The sequence below is a fragment of the bacterium genome, from assembly GCA_035419245.1.
Classification (GTDB): Bacteria; Zhuqueibacterota; Zhuqueibacteria; order Residuimicrobiales; family Residuimicrobiaceae; genus JAKPUX01.
In genome coordinates, this window is the sequence record DAOLSP010000010.1 from 94,788 (window position 1) to 117,851 (window position 23,064).

18 protein-coding genes and 1 tRNA gene are annotated in these 23,064 nt (G+C 60.9%); all 19 read left to right on the top strand.

Annotation, left to right across the window (positions count from 1 at the left end):
• Positions 1 to 97 precede the first annotated feature (97 nt).
• The 19 genes from PLH32_12400 to PLH32_12490 all read left to right on the top strand — a co-directional run bounded on the left by PLH32_12400 (position 98) and on the right by PLH32_12490 (position 22,907).
• Positions 98 to 1,783 (top strand): tetratricopeptide repeat protein, encoded by a 1,686-nt coding sequence (locus tag PLH32_12400; GenBank protein ID HQJ65407.1) that lies wholly within the window; start codon positions 98 to 100, stop codon positions 1,781 to 1,783.
• Positions 1,784 to 1,871: 88 nt separating this feature from the next.
• Positions 1,872 to 2,750, top strand: coding sequence for a glycosyltransferase family 2 protein (locus tag PLH32_12405; GenBank protein ID HQJ65408.1), 879 nt, complete (start codon positions 1,872 to 1,874; stop codon positions 2,748 to 2,750).
• Between the two features lie 4 nt (positions 2,751 to 2,754).
• The gene (locus PLH32_12410) at positions 2,755 to 7,017 is read left to right on the top strand and encodes a S8 family serine peptidase (protein HQJ65409.1); all 4,263 of its coding nucleotides are present in this window, start codon (positions 2,755 to 2,757) and stop codon (positions 7,015 to 7,017) included.
• Between the two features lie 9 nt (positions 7,018 to 7,026).
• Positions 7,027 to 7,641: a dephospho-CoA kinase gene (coaE, locus tag PLH32_12415; GenBank protein ID HQJ65410.1), complete on the top strand. Its 615-nt coding sequence runs from the start codon at positions 7,027 to 7,029 to the stop codon at positions 7,639 to 7,641.
• 187 nt (positions 7,642 to 7,828) lie between these two features.
• Positions 7,829 to 10,210 carry a DNA internalization-related competence protein ComEC/Rec2 gene (locus PLH32_12420; GenBank protein ID HQJ65411.1) on the top strand — a complete coding sequence of 794 codons (2,382 nt, stop codon included), beginning with the start codon at positions 7,829 to 7,831 and terminating at the stop codon, positions 10,208 to 10,210.
• 42 nt (positions 10,211 to 10,252) lie between these two features.
• Positions 10,253 to 10,885 carry a ribonuclease HII gene (locus PLH32_12425; GenBank protein HQJ65412.1) on the top strand — a complete coding sequence of 211 codons (633 nt, stop codon included), beginning with the start codon at positions 10,253 to 10,255 and terminating at the stop codon, positions 10,883 to 10,885.
• Positions 10,886 to 11,278, top strand: a complete 393-nt coding sequence (locus PLH32_12430; GenBank protein HQJ65413.1) for a YraN family protein — start codon at positions 10,886 to 10,888, stop codon at positions 11,276 to 11,278. It begins immediately after the preceding gene.
• Positions 11,275 to 11,610, top strand: coding sequence for a hypothetical protein (locus PLH32_12435; protein HQJ65414.1), 336 nt, complete (start codon positions 11,275 to 11,277; stop codon positions 11,608 to 11,610). The genes PLH32_12430 and PLH32_12435 overlap by 4 nt, the downstream gene beginning before the upstream one ends.
• 108 nt (positions 11,611 to 11,718) lie before the next feature.
• Positions 11,719 to 11,791: transfer RNA gene (locus PLH32_12440), tRNA-Thr, on the top strand.
• 29 nt (positions 11,792 to 11,820) lie between these two features.
• Positions 11,821 to 12,768: a PorV/PorQ family protein gene (locus PLH32_12445; protein HQJ65415.1), complete on the top strand. Its 948-nt coding sequence runs from the start codon at positions 11,821 to 11,823 to the stop codon at positions 12,766 to 12,768.
• 42 nt (positions 12,769 to 12,810) lie between these two features.
• The gene (gene panB / locus PLH32_12450; GenBank protein ID HQJ65416.1) at positions 12,811 to 13,623 is read left to right on the top strand and encodes a 3-methyl-2-oxobutanoate hydroxymethyltransferase; all 813 of its coding nucleotides are present in this window, start codon (positions 12,811 to 12,813) and stop codon (positions 13,621 to 13,623) included.
• Positions 13,624 to 13,642: 19 nt separating this feature from the next.
• Positions 13,643 to 14,512 (top strand): pantoate--beta-alanine ligase, encoded by an 870-nt coding sequence (gene panC / locus PLH32_12455; protein HQJ65417.1) that lies wholly within the window; start codon positions 13,643 to 13,645, stop codon positions 14,510 to 14,512.
• A 139-nt stretch (positions 14,513 to 14,651) separates the two neighbouring features.
• Positions 14,652 to 15,179 carry a LytR C-terminal domain-containing protein gene (locus tag PLH32_12460; protein HQJ65418.1) on the top strand — a complete coding sequence of 176 codons (528 nt, stop codon included), beginning with the start codon at positions 14,652 to 14,654 and terminating at the stop codon, positions 15,177 to 15,179.
• 75 nt (positions 15,180 to 15,254) lie between these two features.
• Positions 15,255 to 16,553, top strand: a complete 1,299-nt coding sequence (locus tag PLH32_12465) for a glycosyltransferase N-terminal domain-containing protein (GenBank protein HQJ65419.1) — start codon at positions 15,255 to 15,257, stop codon at positions 16,551 to 16,553.
• On the top strand, positions 16,546 to 17,592 hold the full coding sequence (mtnA, locus tag PLH32_12470; GenBank protein HQJ65420.1) for an S-methyl-5-thioribose-1-phosphate isomerase: 1,047 nt from the start codon (positions 16,546 to 16,548) through the stop codon (positions 17,590 to 17,592). The genes PLH32_12465 and mtnA overlap by 8 nt, the downstream gene beginning before the upstream one ends.
• Positions 17,593 to 17,657: 65 nt before the next feature.
• Entirely contained in the window at positions 17,658 to 18,770 is a 1,113-nt protein-coding gene (locus PLH32_12475; protein HQJ65421.1) for a tetratricopeptide repeat protein, read from the top strand.
• Between the two features lie 158 nt (positions 18,771 to 18,928).
• Positions 18,929 to 19,672: an isoprenyl transferase gene (locus PLH32_12480; protein ID HQJ65422.1), complete on the top strand. Its 744-nt coding sequence runs from the start codon at positions 18,929 to 18,931 to the stop codon at positions 19,670 to 19,672.
• 307 nt (positions 19,673 to 19,979) lie between these two features.
• Complete coding sequence (gene bamA / locus PLH32_12485; protein ID HQJ65423.1) at positions 19,980 to 22,298, top strand: outer membrane protein assembly factor BamA; 2,319 nt, start codon at positions 19,980 to 19,982, stop codon at positions 22,296 to 22,298.
• Positions 22,299 to 22,352: 54 nt separating this feature from the next.
• Positions 22,353 to 22,907, top strand: coding sequence for an OmpH family outer membrane protein (locus PLH32_12490; GenBank protein ID HQJ65424.1), 555 nt, complete (start codon positions 22,353 to 22,355; stop codon positions 22,905 to 22,907).
• Positions 22,908 to 23,064: the final 157 nt, after the last annotated feature.

A 23,064-nucleotide genomic window follows, 5' to 3' on the forward strand; every position in this document is an offset into this window, starting at 1 on the left:
TGTAATAATACCATCAGCATATGACGCCTCATGCAGGTACAGGTAAACTATAGAGATTGGCCGGTAGTGAGGAATTGCACGATCGGGAGAGTAAGGCATGCGCGATAACTATGCCGCAGAGATCAAAACCTTGACCCAGCATCTGGGCACGCACAAGGAGTCGATGGTCTTTGCCCGGCTGGCGGATCGATATCTGCAGCTTAACGAAACCGCAAAGGCGCTCGAGATCTGTCAGAATGGCCTGCGCAATCATCCGCATTACGACAGCGCCCATTATGTGCTGGCCAAATGTTTTATCGCTCTCAACCAATACGAAGAGGCCGAAAAGCATCTCAAACATTTGATTTTCAGTGATCCCAGGTTCCTCAATGCGCACAGGCTTTATGCCGAGCTGATGGGACGGATGGGGATGACCACGCGTGAACGCGCCAGTCTGCTCCGCATCCGCGATCTGGATCCCCTCTTTTCTGGAGTGACACCGGAGATGGAGCCTGGTGCGTCTCCAGAGCCGCCGGCTGTGGCCTTACCAGTGGATGCCAGCGTTGCGGCGGCGCCTGCACCCGTTACGCCTACCGCTGCAATAGTTCCGCCGGAGCCGGAAACCGCGGCCGCTCCGACTGTTGCACCCGAAAGCGCATGGGATGCCGGTGCCCGGCAGCCGGCCGCTCCTGAGGCGCCTTTAGCGGGACCGGAACCGGCAGCCGTGCCGCTCGGCGAGTACAAACCCCCTGTGCCGGAAATGGACCTCGATGAATTCGCACGCGAGCTGGCAGCGCTGGATGTGCCCGAGGGGGAAATGACGCTGGAAGCAGGCAGCGGCCCGCAGGAAATCCAGCCGTTGGCAGAATCCGCCGCAGATCGCACCAGCCCGGAAAGCGATTTTGAGCGCGAGGAGATCCACTTCTCGGAAATGCTCGACGATTTGTTCAGTCTGAGTCGCGACGAAGAAGACCGCCGCGCGCTCGAAGACCGCCATTCGATCGAGCGCGCCGCTCGCCAGCCTGAGCCGGAACTGGGACCGCCTGCTCCGGCGGCGGAGGTGGTCGCCGCACCCGCCCCGCTGCGCGACTTCAAACCCTACTTTCCCGAACCGCCCTTGGCCACCCCGCCGCAAGCCCCCGCCGAGCCCGCTGGCGCTGCTTTTCCGGAGGAGCCCGAAATGTCTCCGGTCCTTCCCTTCCGCGGCGATGAGGAGTGGCAGGAGGATAACCGCTTTGCGGAAGCCCCCGAACCCGAAACGCCGGTCCGGCTGGAACCCCCGACAGTCGAGTCCGAGCCCTTTGAGGAAGAGGAGACCGAAGTTCCCCTGGCCAGCGCGATCGGCCCGGAACAGGAGGACGATCTGGGGAAGGCCTTTTTGGACGAGGAAGAGCAGGAGGAGCAGTTTAGCGATTTTCTCGCCAATCTGGACCGTCTCGGTGGTGCTGTCTTTGGAAACGAGGCGGAGGAACCGACTCAGCCCGGCAGGGAGAAACAATTTCCCATACCCTGGGATGAGGAGCCGGAGGAACCGCCTGCTGTCGAGATGCCGCCCCGGCGGGAACCTCTCGAATCCAGCACACCGCCGCCGGGTGCAGAGAGCCCGGATGAGACGCCCGCGGCGGCTGACAAGCCCAAGGAAAAATTCGTCACCCCCACGTTGGGCGAAATCTACGCCGCCCAGGGGCAATACGCCAAGGCGATCAACGTCTTTGAAATGCTGCTCAAGAAAAATCCGGAAAACGAGTGGTATCGCACCAAACTGGATTACCTGCGCAAGCGGCTCGAGGATGAAAAGATATAGATTCCGGGCAGCGGCCGCCTCCCCGATCCGGTCGGCTCGCGGAGCTGCCGCGGCGCCGGACAGATCTTAGCGGTGGAATTGAACGGCTGTGATCCTCTCCGTTGTCATTGTCACCTATAACAACCGCACCGAAATCGACGCCTGCCTCGAAGCGCTGGATCCCACCCTGGCATCCTGCGAAGCGCACCTTCATCTTGTCGACAATGCCAGCAACGATGGCACGGCTGAGTGGCTGCAAGCTGCCCGGCGCGATCTCGCCGGCCGCTTTCCCCGATTTGACTTGATCCTCAACCGTACTAATCGGGGATTCACGGCAGCGGTCAACCAGGGGCTGGCGCAGTGCCAGGGCGATCGGATCCTGCTCCTTAATCCCGATGTCATCATCCCGGCGGGGGTGATCCCTCTCCTTTTGCGTGAACTCGACGCCGATCCGCAGATCGGGGTCGTTGCGCCGCAGCTGCGATATCCGGACAGCCGGATTCAGCCCTCATGTCGCCGCTTCCCGCGCAAGCTGGATGTTGTGATGGAAAGCACCGGGCTGGTCCATCTGGCGCGGCACTGCGGCTACCGCGACTGGAAGATGCGCGAGTTCGATCATCGCACCAGCATCTACGTCGATCAGCCGCAGGGGGCCTTCCTGCTGGCGCGGCGGCAGGTGCTGGAGCAGATCGGCCTGCTGGATGAACGCTTTTTTATGTTTTTCAGCGATGTCGAGTGGTGCGAACGGATTCGCGCTGCGGGCTGGCGGATTCGCTTTTGCAGCGAGGTTTTTGTCTACCATCACAAGGGGGCCAGCATCCGCCGCGACCGCCGGCGGATGCTGGTGACCTCCACGCGCTCTTTTATCGACTATTTCGCCATGCACGACCGCACTCCGCGTGACCGACTGGGCACCTTCTTCATCGCCCTGCTGCTGAGAATGGTCCTGGGCGTACGCTGGCTTGCAGAAACGGTTAGGAAAAGCTGAGATCATGAACCGGCCCCTTCCCCGCATGCTGTGCTCTTTGTTGCTGCTGCCGACCCTGGCCGCCGTCTGGCCCGCGGCCGCCGCTGCCCCAGGCAGCACGTTACTCGTCAAACTCAAGACCCCGTTGCTGCCGCTTGCGGATGCGAAAGGACTGCAGAAATCCTCCGTGCTGCCGCTCGGCGACTGGACCGGTCGTCCGGAGATCGCCGACTGGCACCCCTTCGTCGAAACCGGAACTTCCCTGACCAGAGCCGGTGCGGAGGCGGCCGCAGCGAGAGCCGAACTCGGCAAATGGCTCCTTATCACCCTCTCCGCAGGAACGGATCCCAATGCCCTCCTGCCGGCACTGCGCGCCGCGCCACAGGTCGCCAGCGCCGCGATCAATCGCCCCTTCCATCCGGATTGGCTTCCCGACGATCCCCTGATCTCCCGACAGTACGCCCTGAACAAGGTTGCGGCCGCTGCGGGCTGGGAGATCGAGCGCGGCCGCTCCAGCGTGGTGGTCGGCGTCATCGATACCGGCATCGATTACACCCATCCCGATCTGACGGCCAACCTCTGGATCAATCCCGGCGAGGATCTCAATGGCAACGGCCGCGCCGATTCCCTCGATTATAACGGGATCGATGACGACGGCAACGGCTTTGTCGACGACGTGCAGGGATGGGATTTCACCGATGCTCCCAACTATCCGGACGGCGGCGACTACCGCGAGCGCGATAATAATCCGATGGACGAGATGGGCCATGGCACGGCGGTGGCCGGCATCATCGCCGCCACGGCCAATAACAGCCTGGGCATCGCCGGGCTGGCGCCCGGCTGCCGGCTGATGAATCTGCGCGCCTTCACGGCGGCGGGCAACGGTGAGGAGGATGACGTCGCAGCCGCCCTGCTTTATGCCATCGACAACGGCGCCGCCGTAGTCAACATGAGTTGGGGCGATGTGTTCATTTCGCAATTGTTGGATGATGTCCTCCATTATGCCGCGGCCATGCAGGTCGTTCTGGTCGCTTCCGCCGGCAACAGCGCTACCGATGCAATCCATTATCCCTCTGCCTTCGCCTGTACAATTTCCGTCGGCGCGACCGATGCCACCGACCAGCTCGCAAGTTTCTCCAATTACGGCCCCTCTGTGGATCTGGTCGCTCCGGGCGTCAACATTCTCACGACCGTGCGGCACGCGCTGTACGACTCGTCCCTCAGCGGCACCTCCTTCTCCGCCCCCTTTGTTTCAGCGGCCGCAGCACTCCTGCTCTCTCAGGATGGCAGCCGCTCGCCGGACGCAGTGCGCAGCATTCTCACCACCACCGCCGACGATCTGGGCCTGCAGGGATGGGACGTCTATTACGGTGCCGGTCGGCTCAATCTTGCGCGCGCCCTGGCGCCGCAGATCGAGTCGGCTGTCCGCATCCGCGCACCCTGGCTGGATGAAGGCTTCCGGAAGGGACCGATCGAAATTTACGGCTCGGCCTGGACCTCATCGCTGCGAAGCTACGCCCTGGAATGGGGCATGGGCGATAACCCGGCCGCCTGGTCGCCGGTCGCCGCGCCGCAGACCAGCCGCGTCCTGGACGGCTTGCTCGGCGTCTGGACGAACCCGCCAGCCCGGGATACCAGTTTTACCCTACGCCTGCGGGTGCAGAATCATAACGGCACCCTCGAACAGTCCCAGGTGCGCATCTTCATCGATCAGAGCCCGCCGGTGCTCTCCCGGATCGCGCTCCTCGGCCTCTACGATGCCGAGTACCCCGCCGCTCTTCTCCAGTTTGATACCGACGATCTCTGCGAGGGCGCCGTCCTGTATCGCCGCGCCGGCAGCAGCGATTCTTGGCAGGAAGAGCCGATGGGCTATCGCACCCGCCAATCCCGGTTCCTCGTCTCGCGGGAGATGGCCGCCATGCCGCTCGAACTGCAAGTCCGGGCCGCCAACACCGCGGGCCTGCAAACGACCGGCGACACACTGCTGCAGGCGGATCCTGGCCAACCCCCCCTAAATACCATGCGCTATACGCGCCTGGGAGCGAGCCTGCCGCATGGCCATCTCCTCGACCGTACAGCCGATTTTGATGGAGACGGCTGTCCCGAGATCATCCTCGGCTATGAGGAGAACCCCAATCGCCTTGTAACCGCGCTCTTCAGCCAGGATGGCGTGGGGGGGCTGCGACAGCTCCTGGCCCTCCAGGAACCCGCCATCCCACGCAGCATCGGCGACAGCGACGGCGACGGCCGCCTCGAACTGCTGACCGGCTATGGTTTTACGACCTGGCTCTATGAGGTCAACGGCATCGCCCCGCTGAGCCTGTCGCTGGTGCGCAAGTGGCAGGGCGACAGCAATCTGCAATACTGGGGGAGCCGTCTGGCGGATCTCGACGGCGACAAACGCGGCGAGCTGATCATGCGCGTGGTCCGCTCTGGCAGCAATGCCTCCGATGATTTCGAGGTCTGGCGTTGCACGGGCAAGGGTGAATTTACCCCCATTGCCGTCCTCTCCAATCCCAGCCGGGGCGACAATTTCTACGGGGTGCCGCATTGCGAAACCGGTGATTTTGACGGAGATGGTCGCAGCGAGATCCTCCTTGGCGATAGCGACGGCGACCTATTTATCTATGAGATGGACGGGAACCGCTTCACCCTGACCTGGCAGGAGCGGCTGCCTCTCCTCGATGCGGTCGATTTCATTGCAGCGGGCGATTTTGACGGGGACGGCGATCCGGAATTCGCGGCCGGCTGCCACTCCGATCCCGACCTGAATACCGAGCACACCTATGACAGCCGCCACTGGTGCTATCGCATTTACGACAAGAGAGGAGATAATGATTACGGGGTGGCCGCAGAGTGGCGCTTTTTCGGCTATGAGTCGTCCAAAGATTTCGAGAGCGGGGTTTCGAGCGGCGACAGCGACGGCGACGGGCGCGACGAGCTTTTCATGGCCGTCTATCCGGATCTCTACCTGGCGGAATATACGCCGGAGGGCGGATATGCGCTGAGCTTTCATACGGCTACCGTTCAAGCCAATGCCGTGACGGTCGTCGACAGCGACGGCGATTCACTGCGGGAGTGCTGGTTCAGTGATGGCAAGGCCATCCATCCCTGGGTGCTGGTGGAGAACCTGTCCGCCCCGGCCATGCCGGTGGGATTATTGGCCCGGCCGTTCGATGCCACCAGGGTCGATCTCTCCTGGTCCGCTGTACCGGGCGCGCAGGCATACCTTCTCTACCGCGGCCCGGCAGAGGATCGTCTCGCCCTGTTTGCGAGGGTGCTGCAGCCCGCTTTCCGGGATAGCCTGGTGCAGCCGGGGGTGCGTTATCACTATGCCGTCGCCGCCGAGGATTCGGCGCGCACCCCTGCCGTGAGTTTGCGCTCTGCGGTGGTCGCAGCGCGCCCTGGGGTACGGCCAGCGCTGCTGTCGGCTGCGGTGACGGGCGAGCGCACCTTGCATCTGCGCTTCAGCACAGCGATGGATGCCGGCATGCTTCAGAACAGCCGGAATTACCTCATCACGCCGGAGGTTGGTCATCCCAACACCGCGCTGCCGCTCGCTTCGGGCGGCGGGGTGCTGCTCAATCTGGCGGCGCCACTGCCGGCCGGCCGCTACCGGGTGGAGGTCCGCCAGGTGGCGGACCTTGACGGCCTCCCCATCGACACCACCCGCGCCGGGTGCGCGTTCAGCGTCAGTGCCCCGGCCAGCACCCCCTATCTCAGCAATGTCAGCGCACCGGCCCGGGGGATCGTCGAGCTCACCTTCAACGAACCGATGGAGAAGAGTGGGCTGGAGGCGCGCGACAACTACAATCCGGGCACGGGCCTATATGTCGCTTGGGCGGAAGCGATCGCCCCCGATAACCGCTCAGTCCGTCTTCACATCACCGGCAGCGTCGCCTGGGGAGCGGTCGGCAAGCCGTTGACGATCAAGGTGAGCGGTCTGCGGAGCGCCGCGGGTGTGGCACTGGTGCCCGGACGGGGGGATGTGATCCAGCTGCTGTTCACCGCCCGGACCCTCGATGCCGTCCATACGTTTCCCAATCCCTACCGGATGGGCGTTGATCCTGAGGGGATCACCTTCGCCGATCTTCCCGCCGAATGCGAGATCCGCATCCTAACCATCGCCGGCCAGACTGTGCGTTTGCTCAACGAGGAGAACGGCGATGGCGGTCTGGTTTGGGATGGCCGCGATGAGGCCGGGCGGCTTGTGCCTGGCGGAATCTATCTTTACCGAGTGACCGCCGGAGGCAAAGATCATCTCGGAAAACTGGCCGTGGTCCGGTAGGAGGGCTCCGTGCTGCGAGTTGGATTGACGGGGGTGATCGGTTGCGGCAAATCGCAAGTGGCGCGGATGCTGCATGCCGCCTGGGAGATCCCGGTGATCGACATGGATTTGGCCGGCCGCGCGGCGGTCGAGCGCCCGGCGGTGCTGCTGCGGCTGCGCGCGGTTTTTGGCCCGGAGATCCTGACAGCGGCCGGGGCGCTCGACCGCCGCGCTCTCGGGCGCATCGTTTTCACTGATGCGGCGGCACGACAGCGGCTCAATGCCATCGTTCATCCCGCCATGCTCGCCATCGTCCGCCGCCAGATGCAGCAGGCCCCCAGGCAAAGCGCAGCACCTTACCTCCTGGTCGATGCCGCCCTCCTCTTCGAGCTTGGTTTCGAGCGGGAGCTCGACTGCGTCGTGGCCGTCTTTGCACCGAGCGCCCTCTGCCTCGAGCGGACCATGGCCCGCGATGGGCTCTCGCGCACCGAGGCGGAACAGCGGATGGCCGCCCAGCTCCCCCAGGAGGAAAAGTGCCGCCGCGCCGATTACGTCCTGGATAACAGCGGCGATCTGACCGCGCTGCAAGCACGCATCGTGGCGCTACACGCGTGGCTTCTGCAGCAGAAAAGCTCTTTACATTAAGCTTGCTTTTTAATATATTCCCCTATCTGCCCGCCTTTCAAAACCCGATCTCCTCCTTGCGGAAAATGGGCGCGGAAAAATCAGCTCCTATAAGATTTCTCCTCTTTGCCCTGCTTCTTGCGGCCATGCTGCCGGCGTAGCTCACGCTGCACAGTAGATAACTATCCCGCAACATCGCGAGGCTTTCATGCGGTCCCTGTTGCACGGCAGACCTGCCGTTAAAATTCTGCTCCCCTTTGCCGCGGGCATCGTCTGGGCACGCTGGAGCGTCCTCCCCTGGCTGATTCCTGCCCTCAGCCTTGTCCTCTTGCTGGCCGCTGCGTTCATCGGCATGCGGCGCTGGAGCGCGCTCCTCTTCACGGCTGCCGTCCTCCTCGCCTTCTTCTGCGCCGGATGGCTGCGTCTGGCTCTCCTTTTGCAGCTGACACCGCGAAATGACGTGCGCAGGGTGGCGGACTGGCCCGCCCTGGTGAACCTCGAAGGGACCATTTCCGGTCCCGTCGAATGGAGGGGCGACCGGCAGATCTTCTGCCTTGAGATCGATTCGCTCTGGAGCGAAGAGCAGGGGTTCGCCGCCCGCGGCCGGACGCGGGTCATCTATTACGATACCCTCCTGACACTGCGGCAGGGGGACCGGCTGGTGGCCAAGGGGATGCTGCGCTCGCCGGCAGGCGCCGGCAATCCAGGTGCATTTGATTTCCGCGCCTGGTTGGCCAGCCAGGGGATCCATACCCAGCTTTCCGTTTCCAGCCCGGCCCGTTTGCTGCTCTTGGAGCGCGACCGGGATCCCTGGATCCAGCGCTTGCTGGTGCGCCCCGTCCGCGAGCACATCCTCCGTGTGATCGATAGCGGCCTCGAGGGCGAGAGCCGCGCCCTGCTTCGCGCCCTCCTGGTCGGGGTGCGCTCCGATATCGATGATGAACTGCGGCAGGAGTTCAGCGCGGTTGGGGTGGTCCACATCCTCGCGGTCTCGGGGCTCCATGTCGGCTTCGTCCTGGCCACGCTTCTGCTCTGTATCAACGTCCTGCGGATTCCCCACCGGGCCCGGTTGCCGCTGCTGCTGGCGGCGCTCTGGCTCTATGTCCAGGTCACCGGCTCGGCTCCGCCGGTGGTGCGCGCGGCGGTCATGGCCGCCTTGGTGCTTGCAGCGCCAGCGCTGCAAAGAAAACTCGACCCGGTCAACGCCATCGCCCTGGCCGCCTTTGTAATATTGCTCGGCAACCCGCTCGACCTGTTCGCGGCGGGCTTTCAGCTCAGCTTTGCGGCGACCCTTGGCATTCTGCTGATCTACCGGCATCTCGATCAGTGGGCGGCCAATCACATCGTCTGGTGGCGGCGCTGGGATCATTCGTGGCGCAAAGCGGCGCTGCAGCTGTTGATGGTCAGCCTGGCAGCCCAGGCGGCCACTTTGCCGTTGACGGTCTGGTATTTCAATACCTTGCCGCTGCTCGGTCTCCTGGCCAATCTGTTGGTTGTGCCGCTGGCCTCGCTCATCGTCATGACCGGTTTTACCGCGGTTGGAGCGGCGTTGATCTCACCCTGGGCCGGTTTCATCTTTCTCCAGTGCGACTGGCTTCTCCTGCATCTGCTCACTGCCATCGTCAAGGGGGCTGCCGATGTGCCAGGTGCCGTCCTTGAGGTGGCTACCCCCTCGCTCTGGTTGCTGGCACTCTGGTATTTGGCGCTTGGCGGGCTGCTCTCCTGGCCACGGCCGCGGATAGCCAGGGGCTGGTTCCTGGCAATGCTGGTTGTCGCGAACGGCTGGATCTGGACTCAGGCGCTGCGGCCGCGGTGTCAGGCGCAGGTGCTCTTTTTTGATGTCGGCCAGGGCGACGCGGCGATGCTCGCCTTCCCCAACGGGGTGCACCTGCTCATCGATGGGGGGGAGGCGAACGAGCGCCTTGACTGCGGCGAGCGCATCCTGCTGCCCTGGATGCGCCGCCATGGTATTCGGGCCGTCGATGCGGCGCTGGTCACCCATTCGCACAGCGACCATGCCGGTGGCGTGGCGGCCTTGCTGCGGCGGAGAAGAGTCCGGACGCTATACCACCCCGGCGGCACAGCTCTACCGGCATTCCACAGCCTCGACAGCCTCGCCCAGTGTTTCGGGGTACCGTTTCATGCCGGACTGACAGGGAACGATCTCTTTCCGGCGCCGGGCGCCTGGCTGAGAATCTTGCATGCGGGCGGCGACGGTGGGGAACCCTGGGATGAGAACAATGGTTCAATGATCATCCGGCTCCAGTATGGGCGCCGGAGCTTTCTCTTCCTTTCCGATATTGAGGAGGCGGGTGAAGCAGGCCTGCTGGAAAACGGTGAACTGCTTCGTAGTGATGTAGTCAAGGTAGCCCACCATGGCAGTTCGACCGCCAGCACCGACACCCTGCTGGCCGCCACGGCGGCGCGCTACGCGGTGATCTCGGTGGGGCGCGGCAACCGCTACGATCTGCCCTCGCCTGCCGTAGTCGCTCGCTGGCAGGCAAGCGGCGCCCGTGTGTTTCGCACCGACGAGTCCGGGGCGGTGCTCTTTGCAACCAACGGCGACTCCCTGCGCTGCCTGCGGCCCTGAGGGGGCGCTGCAGCGGCGGAGCCGTCAAACTCAACAGAACCGATGAGACGGGAAATTTGCTCAGCCATGGATTGGTTATATCATGAAAGGGAGTTGTGGCAGGCGGGATTCCGCCACGTCGCCGGGATCGATGAGGCGGGCCGCGGTCCCCTGGCCGGCCCCGTCGTCGCTGCGGCGGTACTCTTCGCTCCGGAAACCGCGGTCATCGCCGGGATCAACGATTCAAAAAAGCTCTCTGCCGCCCGCAGGGAGTTGCTCTTCACGGGAATCATGGCGACTGCCCTCGCTATCGGAGTCGGCATGGCCTCGCATGAGGAGATCGACCGCCTCAATATCTTGCATGCGACCTATCTGGCCATGGAACGAGCAATCGCCCGCCTCGATCCCGAGGCGGATTATCTCCTCGTCGACGGCCGCAGCGTGCCGCAGAGCAATACCCCGGCCCGGGCGATCGTCCGGGGCGACAGCTTGAGCCAGAGTATCGCCGCTGCTTCCATCATCGCCAAGGTAACCAGGGACCGGATGATGATAGAACTGCATCAGCACTATCCCGAGTACGGCTTCACCGCCCATAAGGGCTATCCGACTGCGGCGCACATTGAAGCCATCCGCCGCTACGGACTCTCGCCGGTGCATCGCCGTTCCTTTCACCCCAAAGCGCTTGAGGAGTTCTGAGTGGCGGATCCACTGAACCGTCAGCAGCGTGTGGGCCGGGCGGGCGAGGAGCAGGCTGCCCGCTACCTCCAGCAGCAGGGTTGCACGATCCTTGCGCGCAACTTTCGCACCCGGCATGGCGAGATCGATCTCATCGCCCGCGAGCGGGAGGTGCTGCTCTTCGTCGAGATCAAAACCTGCTCATCGGATTCCTTTGGTCGGCCGGAGAGCTGGGTCACCCCGCGCAAACAGCGCCGCATCGCCGGCGCCGCTCTGACCTGGATCCACCAGCACCACTGCGAAAACCAGGACTGCCGTTTCGATGTCATCGCCATCGACCTCCGCCAGGGTGAAGCCGGCTTGATGCACCTGCGCAATGCCTTCTGGATGTCCGACATGGCGGGGCGATTTTGAAACGCCTATGGATAAAAATCGGCCCCTGGCTGCTCGAATTGGCCAAATGGGGCGCCGTGATCTATTTGCTTCTCCCGCTGCGCAACGCGGGCGAGGAGGCGGTCGATTTCAGCCGCGTCGTCCTCGGTATTCTGCTCTTCATCCTTTTCAGCGGCAAGATGTTTTATGACGCCATCCTCGACCAGTATAAACGCCGCAAAGCGACCTCGGCCGGCGGTGAGATTATCGCGATGATCGGCATGGTCGTGGTCATGGCCATCGTCGTCGGCCTGGTGGTGGTGAGCATCGGCCTGACGGTTTTTTATTACCTGCAGCAGGGGGATACACCGTGATACGAGCTGCAAGCAGTCGCCGGGGTCCCTCCAGGGGCATTTTTTTGCTTGATTCCAATCATATAGTTATATAAATTATCAAGATTTAAAATACGAAACCTATGCAAAGCCACCTTAGCTCAGTCGGTAGAGCGGCTCACTCGTAATGAGCAGGTCGTCGGTTCGATTCCGACAGGTGGCTCATGCTATTTCTGGCGTGGAGGCAGGGCAATGAACCCGAATCTGGAAAAACTCATGAAACAATGGATCCTGGCCCTCGCGCTGACGGCTATGGGCACAGCGAGCCTGGCCTCCACTCCCGGCGGAACGGCGGGCTTTCAGTTTCTCAAGACGCACACCAGCGCGCGTTCCGCCGGAATGGCCGGCGCCATGGTAGCGGTCTCCCCCGACCCCGGTGCCATACATTACAATCCTGCCATTATCGCCTTCACCGGCAGTCGTTCCGGCAGTTTCAGCTACCTCCACCATCTCCTCGATTTCAATGCTGGTCACATTGTCTACCTGCAGCCCCGTACCGGCCCGGGCACTGCCGCCGCCGCCATCGATTATATGGATTATGGGGACTTTGACAAACGTGATCAGGACAACCAGGATCTTGGCCAGTTTCATGCGGGGAGCATTGCCTTCACTGGCGGCTATGGCCTGCAGCCACTGCCCCATCTTGCCGTCGGCCTTGCGATCAAGTATGTCCGCGCCGCAATCGATGACTACGCCTCGGACGCCGTGGCCTTCGATGGCGGCCTGATCTACCGCATCCCCAGCCAGCAGCTGGCGATTGGCGCCAGTTTTGCGAACGCCGGCAAGGTTCTCAGCGCCTATATCATTCGCAAGGATCCGCTTCCCGCGGTCTTCCGCTTCGGTCTCTCCAAGGGACTTGCTCATCTGCCCCTGGTGCTGAGTCTGCAGCTCTATAAATATTCGGATGAGGAATGGCACGGTGCTCTCGGCGGCGAGTTCACCGTCTATGAGAACGTCTTCCTGCGGCTTGGCTACGATCAGTCCGGAAGAGAGCTGCACGTCGATCAATCGAACGATCGTTTCGCCGGCGCCGCCCTGGGACTCGGTACCGTCTGGCGCGACTACCGGATCGACTACGCCATCAGCTCCATGGGCGCTCTGGGCGTTCTCAATCGCTTTACCCTTTCGGGCAGCTTTTAACCGGCATATAAGCCGGCCGTGCCCCCTAACAAGGGTCATACCATGAACCCGGATCAACCGCACCCTGTTACCGTACCCGCCCTGATTGATTACAAACGACGCGGCGACAAGATCGTCGCGCTTACGGCCTATGATGCCCTCTTTGCCCGGTTGCTTGAGGAGTCGGGTATCGATGTAATTCTGGTCGGGGATTCTGCCGCGCAGGTCTGCGCCGGCCGCGAATCGACCCTGCCGATGACCATGGAGGAGGCGCTTTACCACAGCCGCATGGTGCGCCGCGGCGTGCGGACGGCCCTGCTGGTTGCGGATATGCCCTTTCTTTCCTATCAGGTTTCCGCAGAGGAGGCCTTGCGTAATGCCGGCCGCTTCTTCAAGGAGGCGGAAGTCGATGCAGTCAAGCTTGAAGGCGGCATAACCATCGCCGGCACGGTTCGGCAACTGGTCCAGGCCGGCATGCCGGTCATGGGGCATCTCGGGTTGACGCCGCAGTCGGTGCACCGGTTTGGGGGCTACCCCGTGCAGGCGACCGAGACCTGGGCGGCGGAGCAGCTCCGCGTCGATGCCCAGGCGCTGCAACAAGCCGGCATCTTCGCGTTGGTGCTGGAGAAGATCCCAGCGGAGCTGGCCCGAAAGGTCACCGCTGAGCTGGAGGTGCCGACCATCGGAATCGGGGCCGGCCCGCATTGCGACGGGCAGATTCTGGTCACCCACGACATGCTTGGGCTCTTTGAAGCGTTCCGTCCCAAATTCGTGCGTCGCTACGCCGAGCTGGCCGCGGTCGTACGCCAGGCCTGCGGCCGCTACGCGGAGGAGGTACGCAGCGGCGCCTTCCCCGGCCCCGACGAAAGTTATTGAACTGTAGAGGAGCAGGTGGATGTCCGATTCCGCTCTCACCGTGATCGTCCGCCCCGAGGAAATGCGGGCCCAGGCTGATCTTTGGCGCAGCCAAGGTTTGACAATCGCCCTAGTGCCGACCATGGGATTTCTCCATGAGGGTCATGCCAGTCTCATCCGGCGCGCGCGCGAGCTGGCGGACCGCGTCGTCGTCAGCATTTTCGTCAATCCGATCCAATTCGGCCCGAATGAGGATTTCGCCGCTTACCCCCGCGATCTCGAGAAGGACAAGGCGCTCGTCACCCGGGAGGGGACGGATCTCCTCTTCGTGCCCGAAGCAGCCGATCTCTATCCCTCCGGATTTCAGACCAGCGTCCACGTGGAGCGACTCACCGCGGGGCTCTGCGGCGCCTCCCGCCCCGGCCATTTTGACGGAGTGACGACGGTGGTCACCCTTCTCTTCCATCTCGCCAAACCGCACATCGCCGTCTTCGGGGCCAAGGATTACCAACAGGCCGCTGTCGTGCGGCGGATGACCCGGGATCTCTGCTTCGGCATTGCGATTGAGGTCGCCCCGATTGTACGCGAGTCCTCCGGACTGGCCATGAGTTCTCGCAACAGCTATCTCTCAGCGCAGCAGCGCGCCGAAGCCACAGTGCTTTACCATGCCCTGCGCCTCGCGGAAGCACTGGTCCGGAGCGGAGAACGGGATGCCGGCCAAATTATCGCCGCGATGCGGATTCTCATCGATGGAATAGCCTCCAGCCGGATCGACTATATCGCCCTCGTCGATCCCGATACCCTGGAGCCCGTCCAGCACATTGTCGCAGACGTCCAGGCCTTGCTCGCTGTCTATATCGGCCGGACGCGGCTGATCGATAACATGCGGCTTGCCGTTAAAAATGACTGATGGGAAAACCCCAAAAAAGCCAAATTAATTGTTGTTTTTCTCGCTATTTTTTATATCTTTATTGATATCAAATCTTTATTTGGGGGTGGGGCGGTATCGCGCGGCAAATAATTACGGGTTAATGGGAAGGAAAAAGGCAGTGAACAAGAGAGCATTTGCCACCAGAAAAGTGTACGTCAAACGGCCTGCGAACCAAAAGCCGGCACGGAGTTCGAGTCCCGCCGCCGGCTTTTTCAAAAAGGGCGGCAAAGACATTCTCATTTGGGGGCTCCTGGTCGTTAATATCGTCCTCATCGCCTCCCTGGTGAAAAAGATCGTGCTGCCAGCCGGCGGTACGCCGACCACCATCGTTAACAGCAGCACCACCAGCGTTGCCGTGCTCAACGGCTGCGGCGTCAAGGGCGTCGCCAACGTCTTCGCCGATGCCCTGCGCGAGAAACAGTACAATGTCGTCGCAGTTGGAAATGCGGAAACTTTCGATTACGAAAAATCGGTCCTGATCAATCGCGGGCAGGTCGAGAACAAGGAGGTCGAGCGGATTGCCTCGATTGTGGGCGTTTCCCGCGACCGCATCCTGACCATCGAAAGCAAAACCGCACAAAGCGATGTCGAATTTGTCGTCGGCGCTGATTACAAGGATCTGCGCGCATACCGCAAAAAACATTGATTCCGGCAGACCTCCCTGCAAGGGGAGGTCTGATCCTTTGGCACCAATCCTCTAACAAGCATGCAGCCCATAATCTTGCTGATCTATAATGGGATTTTCATCCCCCTCTTTTCCTTCATCATTCGCATCGCCTCACTGTTCAACCGTAAAATAGCGCGGGGTTTCGCCGGACGCCGTGATCTCCTGCCGCGACTGCGGGGGCTCTGCGCCGGGCTGCCCCCTGATGCGCCGCGCATCTGGATCCATGTGGCTTCCCTGGGCGAGTTCGAACAGGCCAAGCCGATCGTCCGGGTCTTGCGCGGCCGCCTGCCGCAGTGCAGGATCGTGCTCTCTTTTTTCTCGCCATCCGGCTTCGAGCCCGCCCAGAAATACGCCGAGGCGGATCTCATCACCTACTTGCCTCTTGATTCCTGGCGCAGTACCGGAGCCTTCCTCGACATCTTGCAGCCCGCCGTGCATCTCATCATCCGCCACGACATCTGGCCCAATATGCAGCACCAGTTGCAGCGCCGTCATATCCCGTCGCTCCTGGTCGACGCCAGCCTCACGCCGCAGCGGCTGCGTACGGTGCGGCTGGCGCGCGGCGTGCTGCGGCCGGTCTATGCGACTTTCGCCGAAATCCTGGTGACCACGGCAGAAAATGTCGTACCTTTCCGCTGGATCTATCCTGAACCGGGCAAGATAGCGGTCAGCGGGGACACCCGTTATGATCAGGTGAACCTGCGGGCACTGGAAACCGGAAGGATCGAGATGTTGCGCGCGAGCGGACGGTTCCGGCGCGATCGCTGTATAGTCGCGGGCAGTACCTGGCCGAGCGATGAAAGAGTGATCCTGCCCGCCCTGATCGCAGGGCTGCAGCGGGATCCTGATCTGACGTTGATCATTGCTCCGCATGAGACCACCGAAGAACACCTCCACGGCATCGAGACGACGCTTGCTGCGGCCGAGGTCTCCTTCTTGCGTCTTGCCGGGTTTGATCCGGCCGTCCCCTTTCGCGTGCTCCTGATCGACCGCGTCGGCTTGCTCGCCAATCTCTATGCCCTGGGGAGGCTTGCTTTTGTCGGCGGCGGCTTTGGCCCGGGCGTGCACAGTGTACTGGAGCCGGCGGCCCATGGCTGTGCCGTCGCCTTTGGACCCCGCCACATCAACTCGCTTGAGGCCGCCGAACTAAAACGCCGCGGCGGCGGTATCGAAATCACGACGACCGAGGAGATGCAGCGCCTGCTCGAGAGATTTCTTGAGCAGGGTGAGACTATCCAGACCAGCGGGGAGGAGGCCTTGAAGATGGTCCGGGAGAATCTGGGGGCCAGCGCGCGGGTCGTTGATGCCATCATTCGTCATTTGCCGGCAGGAGAGGAGCGCAACCATGGATGAGCTGCGGGGGATCGCCTGGCATGACGGCCGGGTTCGGATCCTGGATCAAACCAGACTCCCCGAAGAGCTGGTCCTACTCGAGATTTCCGATTATCAGGGGATTGTCAAAGCGATCAGGGAGATGAACGTCCGCGGCGCCCCCGCCATCGGCATCGCCGCGGCTTATGGCGTGGTCCTTTCGATCTGGTATCTTGAGGAATCGGACCGTCCCTCGTTCCTCCAGACCGTGAATCAGGCCCTCGAAGCTCTTGGTCATGCACGGCCGACCGCGCGCAATCTCTTCTGGGCTCTCGAGCGCATGCGGGCCGCCCTGATGCGCTTGCTCAGCCGGCCGCTGCGCGAAATCAAACGGGCCTTGCTGGCCGAGGCGCAGCAGATCCATGCCGATGATGTCGAACGCTGCCGTGCGATCGGACGGATGGGCGCGGGCCTGCTGCCGCAGACAAGCTCGGTGATGACTTACTGCAACGCCGGCGCTTATGCAACCGGCGGCTATGGCACCGCCCTCGGCATCATCCGCAGCGCCATGCAGACAGGCAAGAAGGTGCAGGTTTATGCCTGTGAGACCCGACCCTTGCTGCAGGGCAGCCGCATCACCGCCTGGGAACTGGCTGAGGAAGAGATCCCGGTGACTGTCCTGTGCGACAATATGGCCGCCTATGCCATGGCGCGCGGGCTGGTGCAGATGGTCATCGTCGGCGCCGACCGCATCGCCCGCAACGGGGATACGGCCAACAAGATCGGCACCTGCGGCCTGGCGGTTCTCGCGCGGCATTACCGCATTCCCTTTTATATCGCCGCCCCGCTCTCCACTTTTGATCCCGAGATTCGCAGCGGGGACAACATCCCGATCGAACAGCGCAGTGCGGCTGAGATCGAAATTTGCGGCGGCCTGCGGGTGGTGCCTGAAGGCGTCCCCGTCCTCAATCCCGCATTCGACATCACCCCGGCCAAGCTGATCGATGCCTTCATCACCGAGAAGGGTATCCTCCGGCCCCCCTACGATGAAAGTTTGGCAATAATTGAACTAAAAGCTTGATTAAAAAATATTTTTATAGTAAATTTCTTAATATAATATTCAACCTTAACTCGGGAGCATTCAAAATGAAAACATTCTTCTCTCGCATCCTGCCGCTCGTCATGCTGGTCGCTCTTCTGACGCTGACCGGATGCCCGACCAAAGAGGTGACCTCAGCCAAGGTGTACATCAGCCAGAACAACTGGGACAAGGCCATCGAACAACTCGAACAGGCCATTCAGATCACCCCGAAAGATCCCGAGGCGCACTATCTCCTCGGCGAAGGGTACGGCAACAAGGGGATGTGGGATAAAATGAACCAGATGTTCAATGCGTCTCTTGCTCTGGCACCCACCTTCGCAACGCAGATCAAGAACACCCGCGAGAAGTACTGGGTGTCGTCCTTCAATCAAGGCGTTTCCAAGGTGAACGCCAAAGAGGGGCAGACTGCGGATCTCGAAGGCGCTATCAATGAGTTCGCCTCCGCCATTCAAATCGATCCCAGCCGCGTCGAGGCCTACAAAAACCTGGCCTATTCCTATCTGCGCAGCAACAATACCCCAAGCGCCATCGCGACCTATGAAAAGTATCTGACCGTCAATCCCAGAGAGGTCACCATCCTCAACGAGGTAACCCGCCTCTACATGGAAGCCAAGGACTACTCCAAGGCTGAAGAGACCGCACAGCGGACACTGGCTATTGATGCGGCCAATCTGGATGCCATTTCAAACCTGGCCATGGCCTACGATCTCGGCGGCCAGAACGACAAGGCACTGGCAACCTATGAGACCGCCCTGGCCAAGAATCCCAATGACCAGGACCTGCTTTTCAACCTTGCCCGCCTCCACTATCTCAACAAGGAATATGACAAGGCCATCGAGCTTTTTCAGAAGGTCATCACCCTCAATCCCGAGGACTATGATGCCAATCTGAATGTTGGCAATGCCTATCTGACCATGGCCGATGATCTGCGCAAAAGCCTCGTTGAGAAGGAGACCGCCAAGCAGACCGTCTCGGATGCCGATGTGGCCAAGCTGAAGGATTTTTACAAAGCGGCCATCCCCTTCCTGGAAAAGGCAATTGCCGTCAAGTCGGATAACTCGGCGATCTATTACAACCTGGGCGTCGCTTATATCAACATCGGCGATCAGACCAAGGGCGCCGAATTCTTCAACAAGGCCGAACAGCTCCGCAAGTAGCCAGTCTTTTCCCCTGCGAGCCCCGCACGCGCTGTGGGGCTTTTTTTTGCCTTGAATCTCATGCAAATTTTGCGTTTATTATTACTACACATAGCCGTCGCGCTCTGTCGCGGCGAACAAGTTATCAGTGCAGTACGGTGTCAGACGGCGAGTATCTTGTGATCGATCAGGAGCGTGTCAATCGAATCATCGCGCGAGGCAACGTGCCAGGCCACGTTGCGGTGATCATGGATGGAAATGGTCGCTGGGCCCGGGGTCGCGGCTTGCCGCGCACTGAAGGCCACAAGGAGGGGATTGAATCGGTGCGGGCTTGCGTCGAGGCCGCCGGTGCCCTGGGAGTCAAGGCTTTGACGCTGTATACCTTCTCCTCGGAGAACTGGGCGCGGCCGCGCGCCGAGGTGAGCGCCCTGATGTCCCTGCTGGTGCGGACCGTGCGCCGTGAGGCCGATGAGCTGGATCGCAGCAACGTCCGCCTGACTGTGATCGGCGATCTCGATGCACTACCAGCAACGCCGCGTCAAGGTTTCAATGCAGTGACCGCCCGGCTGCGCAAGAACACCGGCCTGGTGCTTAATATCGCCCTGAGCTATAGCGGTCGCCAGGAGATCACCCAGGCGGCCCGGGCGCTGGCTCGCGAAGTGGCCGCCGGCCGTCTCGACCCGGATCAGATCGATGAAGCGCTCTTTGCCCGCCATCTCCAGACCGCAGAGATCGGCGACCCGGATCTTCTTATTCGCACCAGCGGCGAGATGCGCCTGAGCAATTTCCTCCTCTGGCAGCTCGCCTATTCTGAGTTCTACGTCACCCCGATCTTGTGGCCGGACTTCCGCCACGATCAGTTTTTTGATGCAATCGAATCCTACCAGCACCGCGAGCGCCGCTTCGGCAAGGTCACCGGGTGATCCAGCCCTCCCTTTTTTCCGCGATTCCAATCCATTCTCAGGCGATTCCCGACTCGACTATCGCCTGGGCCGCCGCAGGCGGCGGAGCGGTTTCGGAGCGCGGTGCGGCAAGCACCTTTTAAGGGAACTTAATGGCTTTGTAAGAGTAAGATGAAGTACAACCGGAAGGCGAAGCAACGGAAGGAACGCCATGGATTCCGATCGGAATTACGGGGTCAGCCGCCCTTTTGAAATATTTCTCTTTACAAAAATATTAGAATTTATTAAATTTAAAAGTTTTAATCAAACTGGAAAAGGCTGAAACCTCATGACCTTGCTGCACCATCGTAGATACATCCCTCTTGTGCTGCTCCTGCTGATCTTGCCTTTGACGGGTTTTGCCCAGAAACGATCGCTTAAAATCCTTGGCCTCTCTGTGGAGGGGAACAAGACGGTCGACGCGAGCATGATCCGTCTCAGCTCCGGTCTGAATGTCGGCAGCGAGGTCACTGGCGATGGCATTCAGGAGGCCATACGCCGGCTCTGGCGTCTCGCGCTTTTTGCCGATGTCGAAATCGTTGTGGACCGTGAGGTGGCCGACGGGGCCTATCTGACGATCAAGGTGGTGGAGAATCCCCGCCTGGAAAAGGTGGAGATCGAAGGCAACAAGAAGCTGAAAAAAGGCGATATCGAGACCCTACTCAATTTCTACCCTGGTCAGGTGGTCAGCCCCACCCTGATCAGCCGCGCCAAATCCAAGATTTACGACAAATATAAGGAAAAGGGCTACCTCCTGGCCAAGGTCAAGGTCAATCAATATGTCAGCCGCGAGGACAGCAACCGCGTCCTGGTCCGTTTTGTCTTCGATGAGGGCAGCAAAGTCCAGATCGAAAAGATCCGTTTTCATGGCAACAATCATTTCTCCACCAGCCGCCTGCGCAAGCAGATGAAAAAGACCAAGGAAGACCGCTGGTGGCGCGGGGCCGATTTCGATCGGGAAAAATACGCCGAGGACCAGGGCAAACTGCTCGATTTCTATTTCAATCACGGCTTCCGGGACGCCGAAATCCTGCGCGACTCCCTCTCCTATAGCCCCGACCGCAGCGATATGTTCATCGATATCTGGGTGCAGGAAGGGGATCAGTACACCTTCGGCAACGTTACCTGGAAGGGCAACACCGTATTCACCAATGATCAATTGACCGCCAATCTCGGCTTCGCCCCGGGCGAGACCTACAGCAAGAAAAAACTCGACGAAGCCCTGCAGAAACATATCGGCTCCCTCTATTATGACCGCGGCTACATCTATGCCCAGGTGGAACCGACCGAGGTGGTGGCTGAGAACAATGTGCTGAACATCGATTTCACCGTCAATGAGGGCAAACAAGCCCGCGTCAACGAGATCACCATCAGCGGCAATACCCGCACCAAGGACAAGGTCATCCGCCGCGAACTCAAGATCCTGCCGGGCGACATCTTCAGCCGCACCCTCCTCGAACGCAGCCAGCGCGAGGTGTGGATGCTGAACTATTTCGCGAACGTCGAACCCAAGGTCAATCCCATCGATGAAGAGAAGGTCGATCTTGAATTCAAGGTCGATGAAAAGTCGACCGATACCGCCAACATGTCCGCCGGCTATTCCGAGGTCGACAAATTCATCGGTTCGCTCGGCCTGGCCATGGCCAACCTCTTCGGCAACGGCCAGCGGCTGAGCTTCGACTGGAATTTCGGGCGCTATTACCGATCCTTCAACATCGGTTTCACCGAACCGTGGCTCAGGGACACCCCGACCCTGGCAGGTGTTTCCGTATATGACACCAAACGCGATGCTGCCTATTATGGCTACAAACAGGCGAGCCGGGGCTTCTCCATGCGGCTCGGACGCGATCTGACCTGGCCGGATAACTTTTTCCGCAGTGACTTCATTTACGGACTGGATGAAACGACGCTCTCGGATTTCAATTCGTACTACATCGCCGCCAACCCCAACGGTATCGTCACCCAGGATTGGCCCTTGACCAGCAGCAGCATCACCCATATCGTCACCCGCAACAGCCTCGATCGTCCCGAATTCCCGACTGCGGGATCGGAAATCACCCTGACCAACGAGCTGAGCGGAACCTTTCTTGGCGGCAACGTCGATTTCCACAAACATACCTTCCGCATGGACTGGTTCATGCCCTCATACTGGAAGCTGGTGTTGTACTCGAGCTTTCAGGCGGGCTATATGCAAACCATCGGCAACAATTCCCGGATCCCGTATCTGGAATATTTTTTCATGGGCGGCGACGGCCTCTCGCGCTCCATCCCCCTGCGCGGTTACGACGACCCGCTCGGCGAAAGCACATCCTATATCGAGGCAGGAGGCAAATCCTATCTGAAATACACCGCTGAACTGCGCATTCCCATCGCGCCCAATCCGACCATTTTTGCCCTGCTTTTCGCCGAGGCGGGCAAAACCTGGTCCAGTTTCCGCCTTGCCAATCCCTTCGCCATGAAGCGCTCGGTCGGCATCGGTGGACGCGTCTATATGCCCATGATCGGCATCATCGGCTTCGATTACGGCTACGGGTTCGACCGGGTGGATGCCCTGGGGAACCCCGACCCCAAATGGAAGATGCACTTCGTCTTTGGACGAAGCTTCTGACGGAAATCATTATTCCACTTACATACCCAATACCAGGAGGTAATCGTGAAAAAAATGCAATGGGTTCTTGTCACCGCGGCCGCGCTGGTTTTTTGCGCCGGCGCCGCCTCTGCGCAGAAACTGGCCTACATCAACTCGCAAAAGATCATCGCGACCTACAAGGAAGCCCAGGATGCCCAGGAGCGCCTGAACAAGATCAGCGCCGGTTGGGAAGAAGAGGCCAAACTGATGCAAAAGCAGTTCCAGGACCTCGGCGAGCAGCTGGAATCCCAATCCCTGCTCCTGAGCGATGAGCGCAAACAGGAGAAGCAGCAGGAACTGCAAAGCCTTTACATGAAGATCCAGCAGTACCAGTCGGAAAAGTGGGGCCAGAACGGCGAACTCTACAAGAAACAGGAAGAGATGATGCAGCCTATTTTTGACAAGATCAATGCGGCTATCAAAAAGATCGCCTCTGAGCAAAGCTATGATTTTGTCTTCGATAGCGTCAACGGCAATATCGTTTACGCCAGCCCGAAGCAGATCGATCTGACCGATGAGGTTCTCGCCGAGCTGGAGAAGGGCCTCCCAGCCAAGACGACACCGACGCCCGCCAAGACGTCCAGGTAGCATACCCCGGTCCGCACCGCCGGCCATGCCCGGCCGGCGGTATCAGGACCCGATACGACACGGACACCCCCAAGAGAGCGGTCCCGGCCCTGGCCGGGAACGGCGCTGGCACGGCCGGACCTCCGCTCTCTCCCAGGTGTGCCGTGTTTCGGCTTTT

Coding starts and splice junctions, on each gene's coding strand:
- PLH32_12425 (HQJ65412.1), top strand. CDS start 10,253: ATGAGACGGGAAATTTGCTCAGCCATGGATTGGTTATATCATGAAAGG.
- mtnA (HQJ65420.1), top strand. CDS start 16,546: ATGGATGAGCTGCGGGGGATCGCCTGGCATGACGGCCGGGTTCGGATC.
- panB (HQJ65416.1), top strand. CDS start 12,811: ATGAACCCGGATCAACCGCACCCTGTTACCGTACCCGCCCTGATTGAT.
- PLH32_12445 (HQJ65415.1), top strand. CDS start 11,821: ATGAACCCGAATCTGGAAAAACTCATGAAACAATGGATCCTGGCCCTC.
- PLH32_12420 (HQJ65411.1), top strand. CDS start 7,829: ATGCGGTCCCTGTTGCACGGCAGACCTGCCGTTAAAATTCTGCTCCCC.
- PLH32_12410 (HQJ65409.1), top strand. CDS start 2,755: ATGAACCGGCCCCTTCCCCGCATGCTGTGCTCTTTGTTGCTGCTGCCG.
- PLH32_12490 (HQJ65424.1), top strand. CDS start 22,353: ATGCAATGGGTTCTTGTCACCGCGGCCGCGCTGGTTTTTTGCGCCGGC.
- bamA (HQJ65423.1), top strand. CDS start 19,980: ATGACCTTGCTGCACCATCGTAGATACATCCCTCTTGTGCTGCTCCTG.
- panC (HQJ65417.1), top strand. CDS start 13,643: ATGTCCGATTCCGCTCTCACCGTGATCGTCCGCCCCGAGGAAATGCGG.
- PLH32_12475 (HQJ65421.1), top strand. CDS start 17,658: ATGAAAACATTCTTCTCTCGCATCCTGCCGCTCGTCATGCTGGTCGCT.
- PLH32_12400 (HQJ65407.1), top strand. CDS start 98: ATGCGCGATAACTATGCCGCAGAGATCAAAACCTTGACCCAGCATCTG.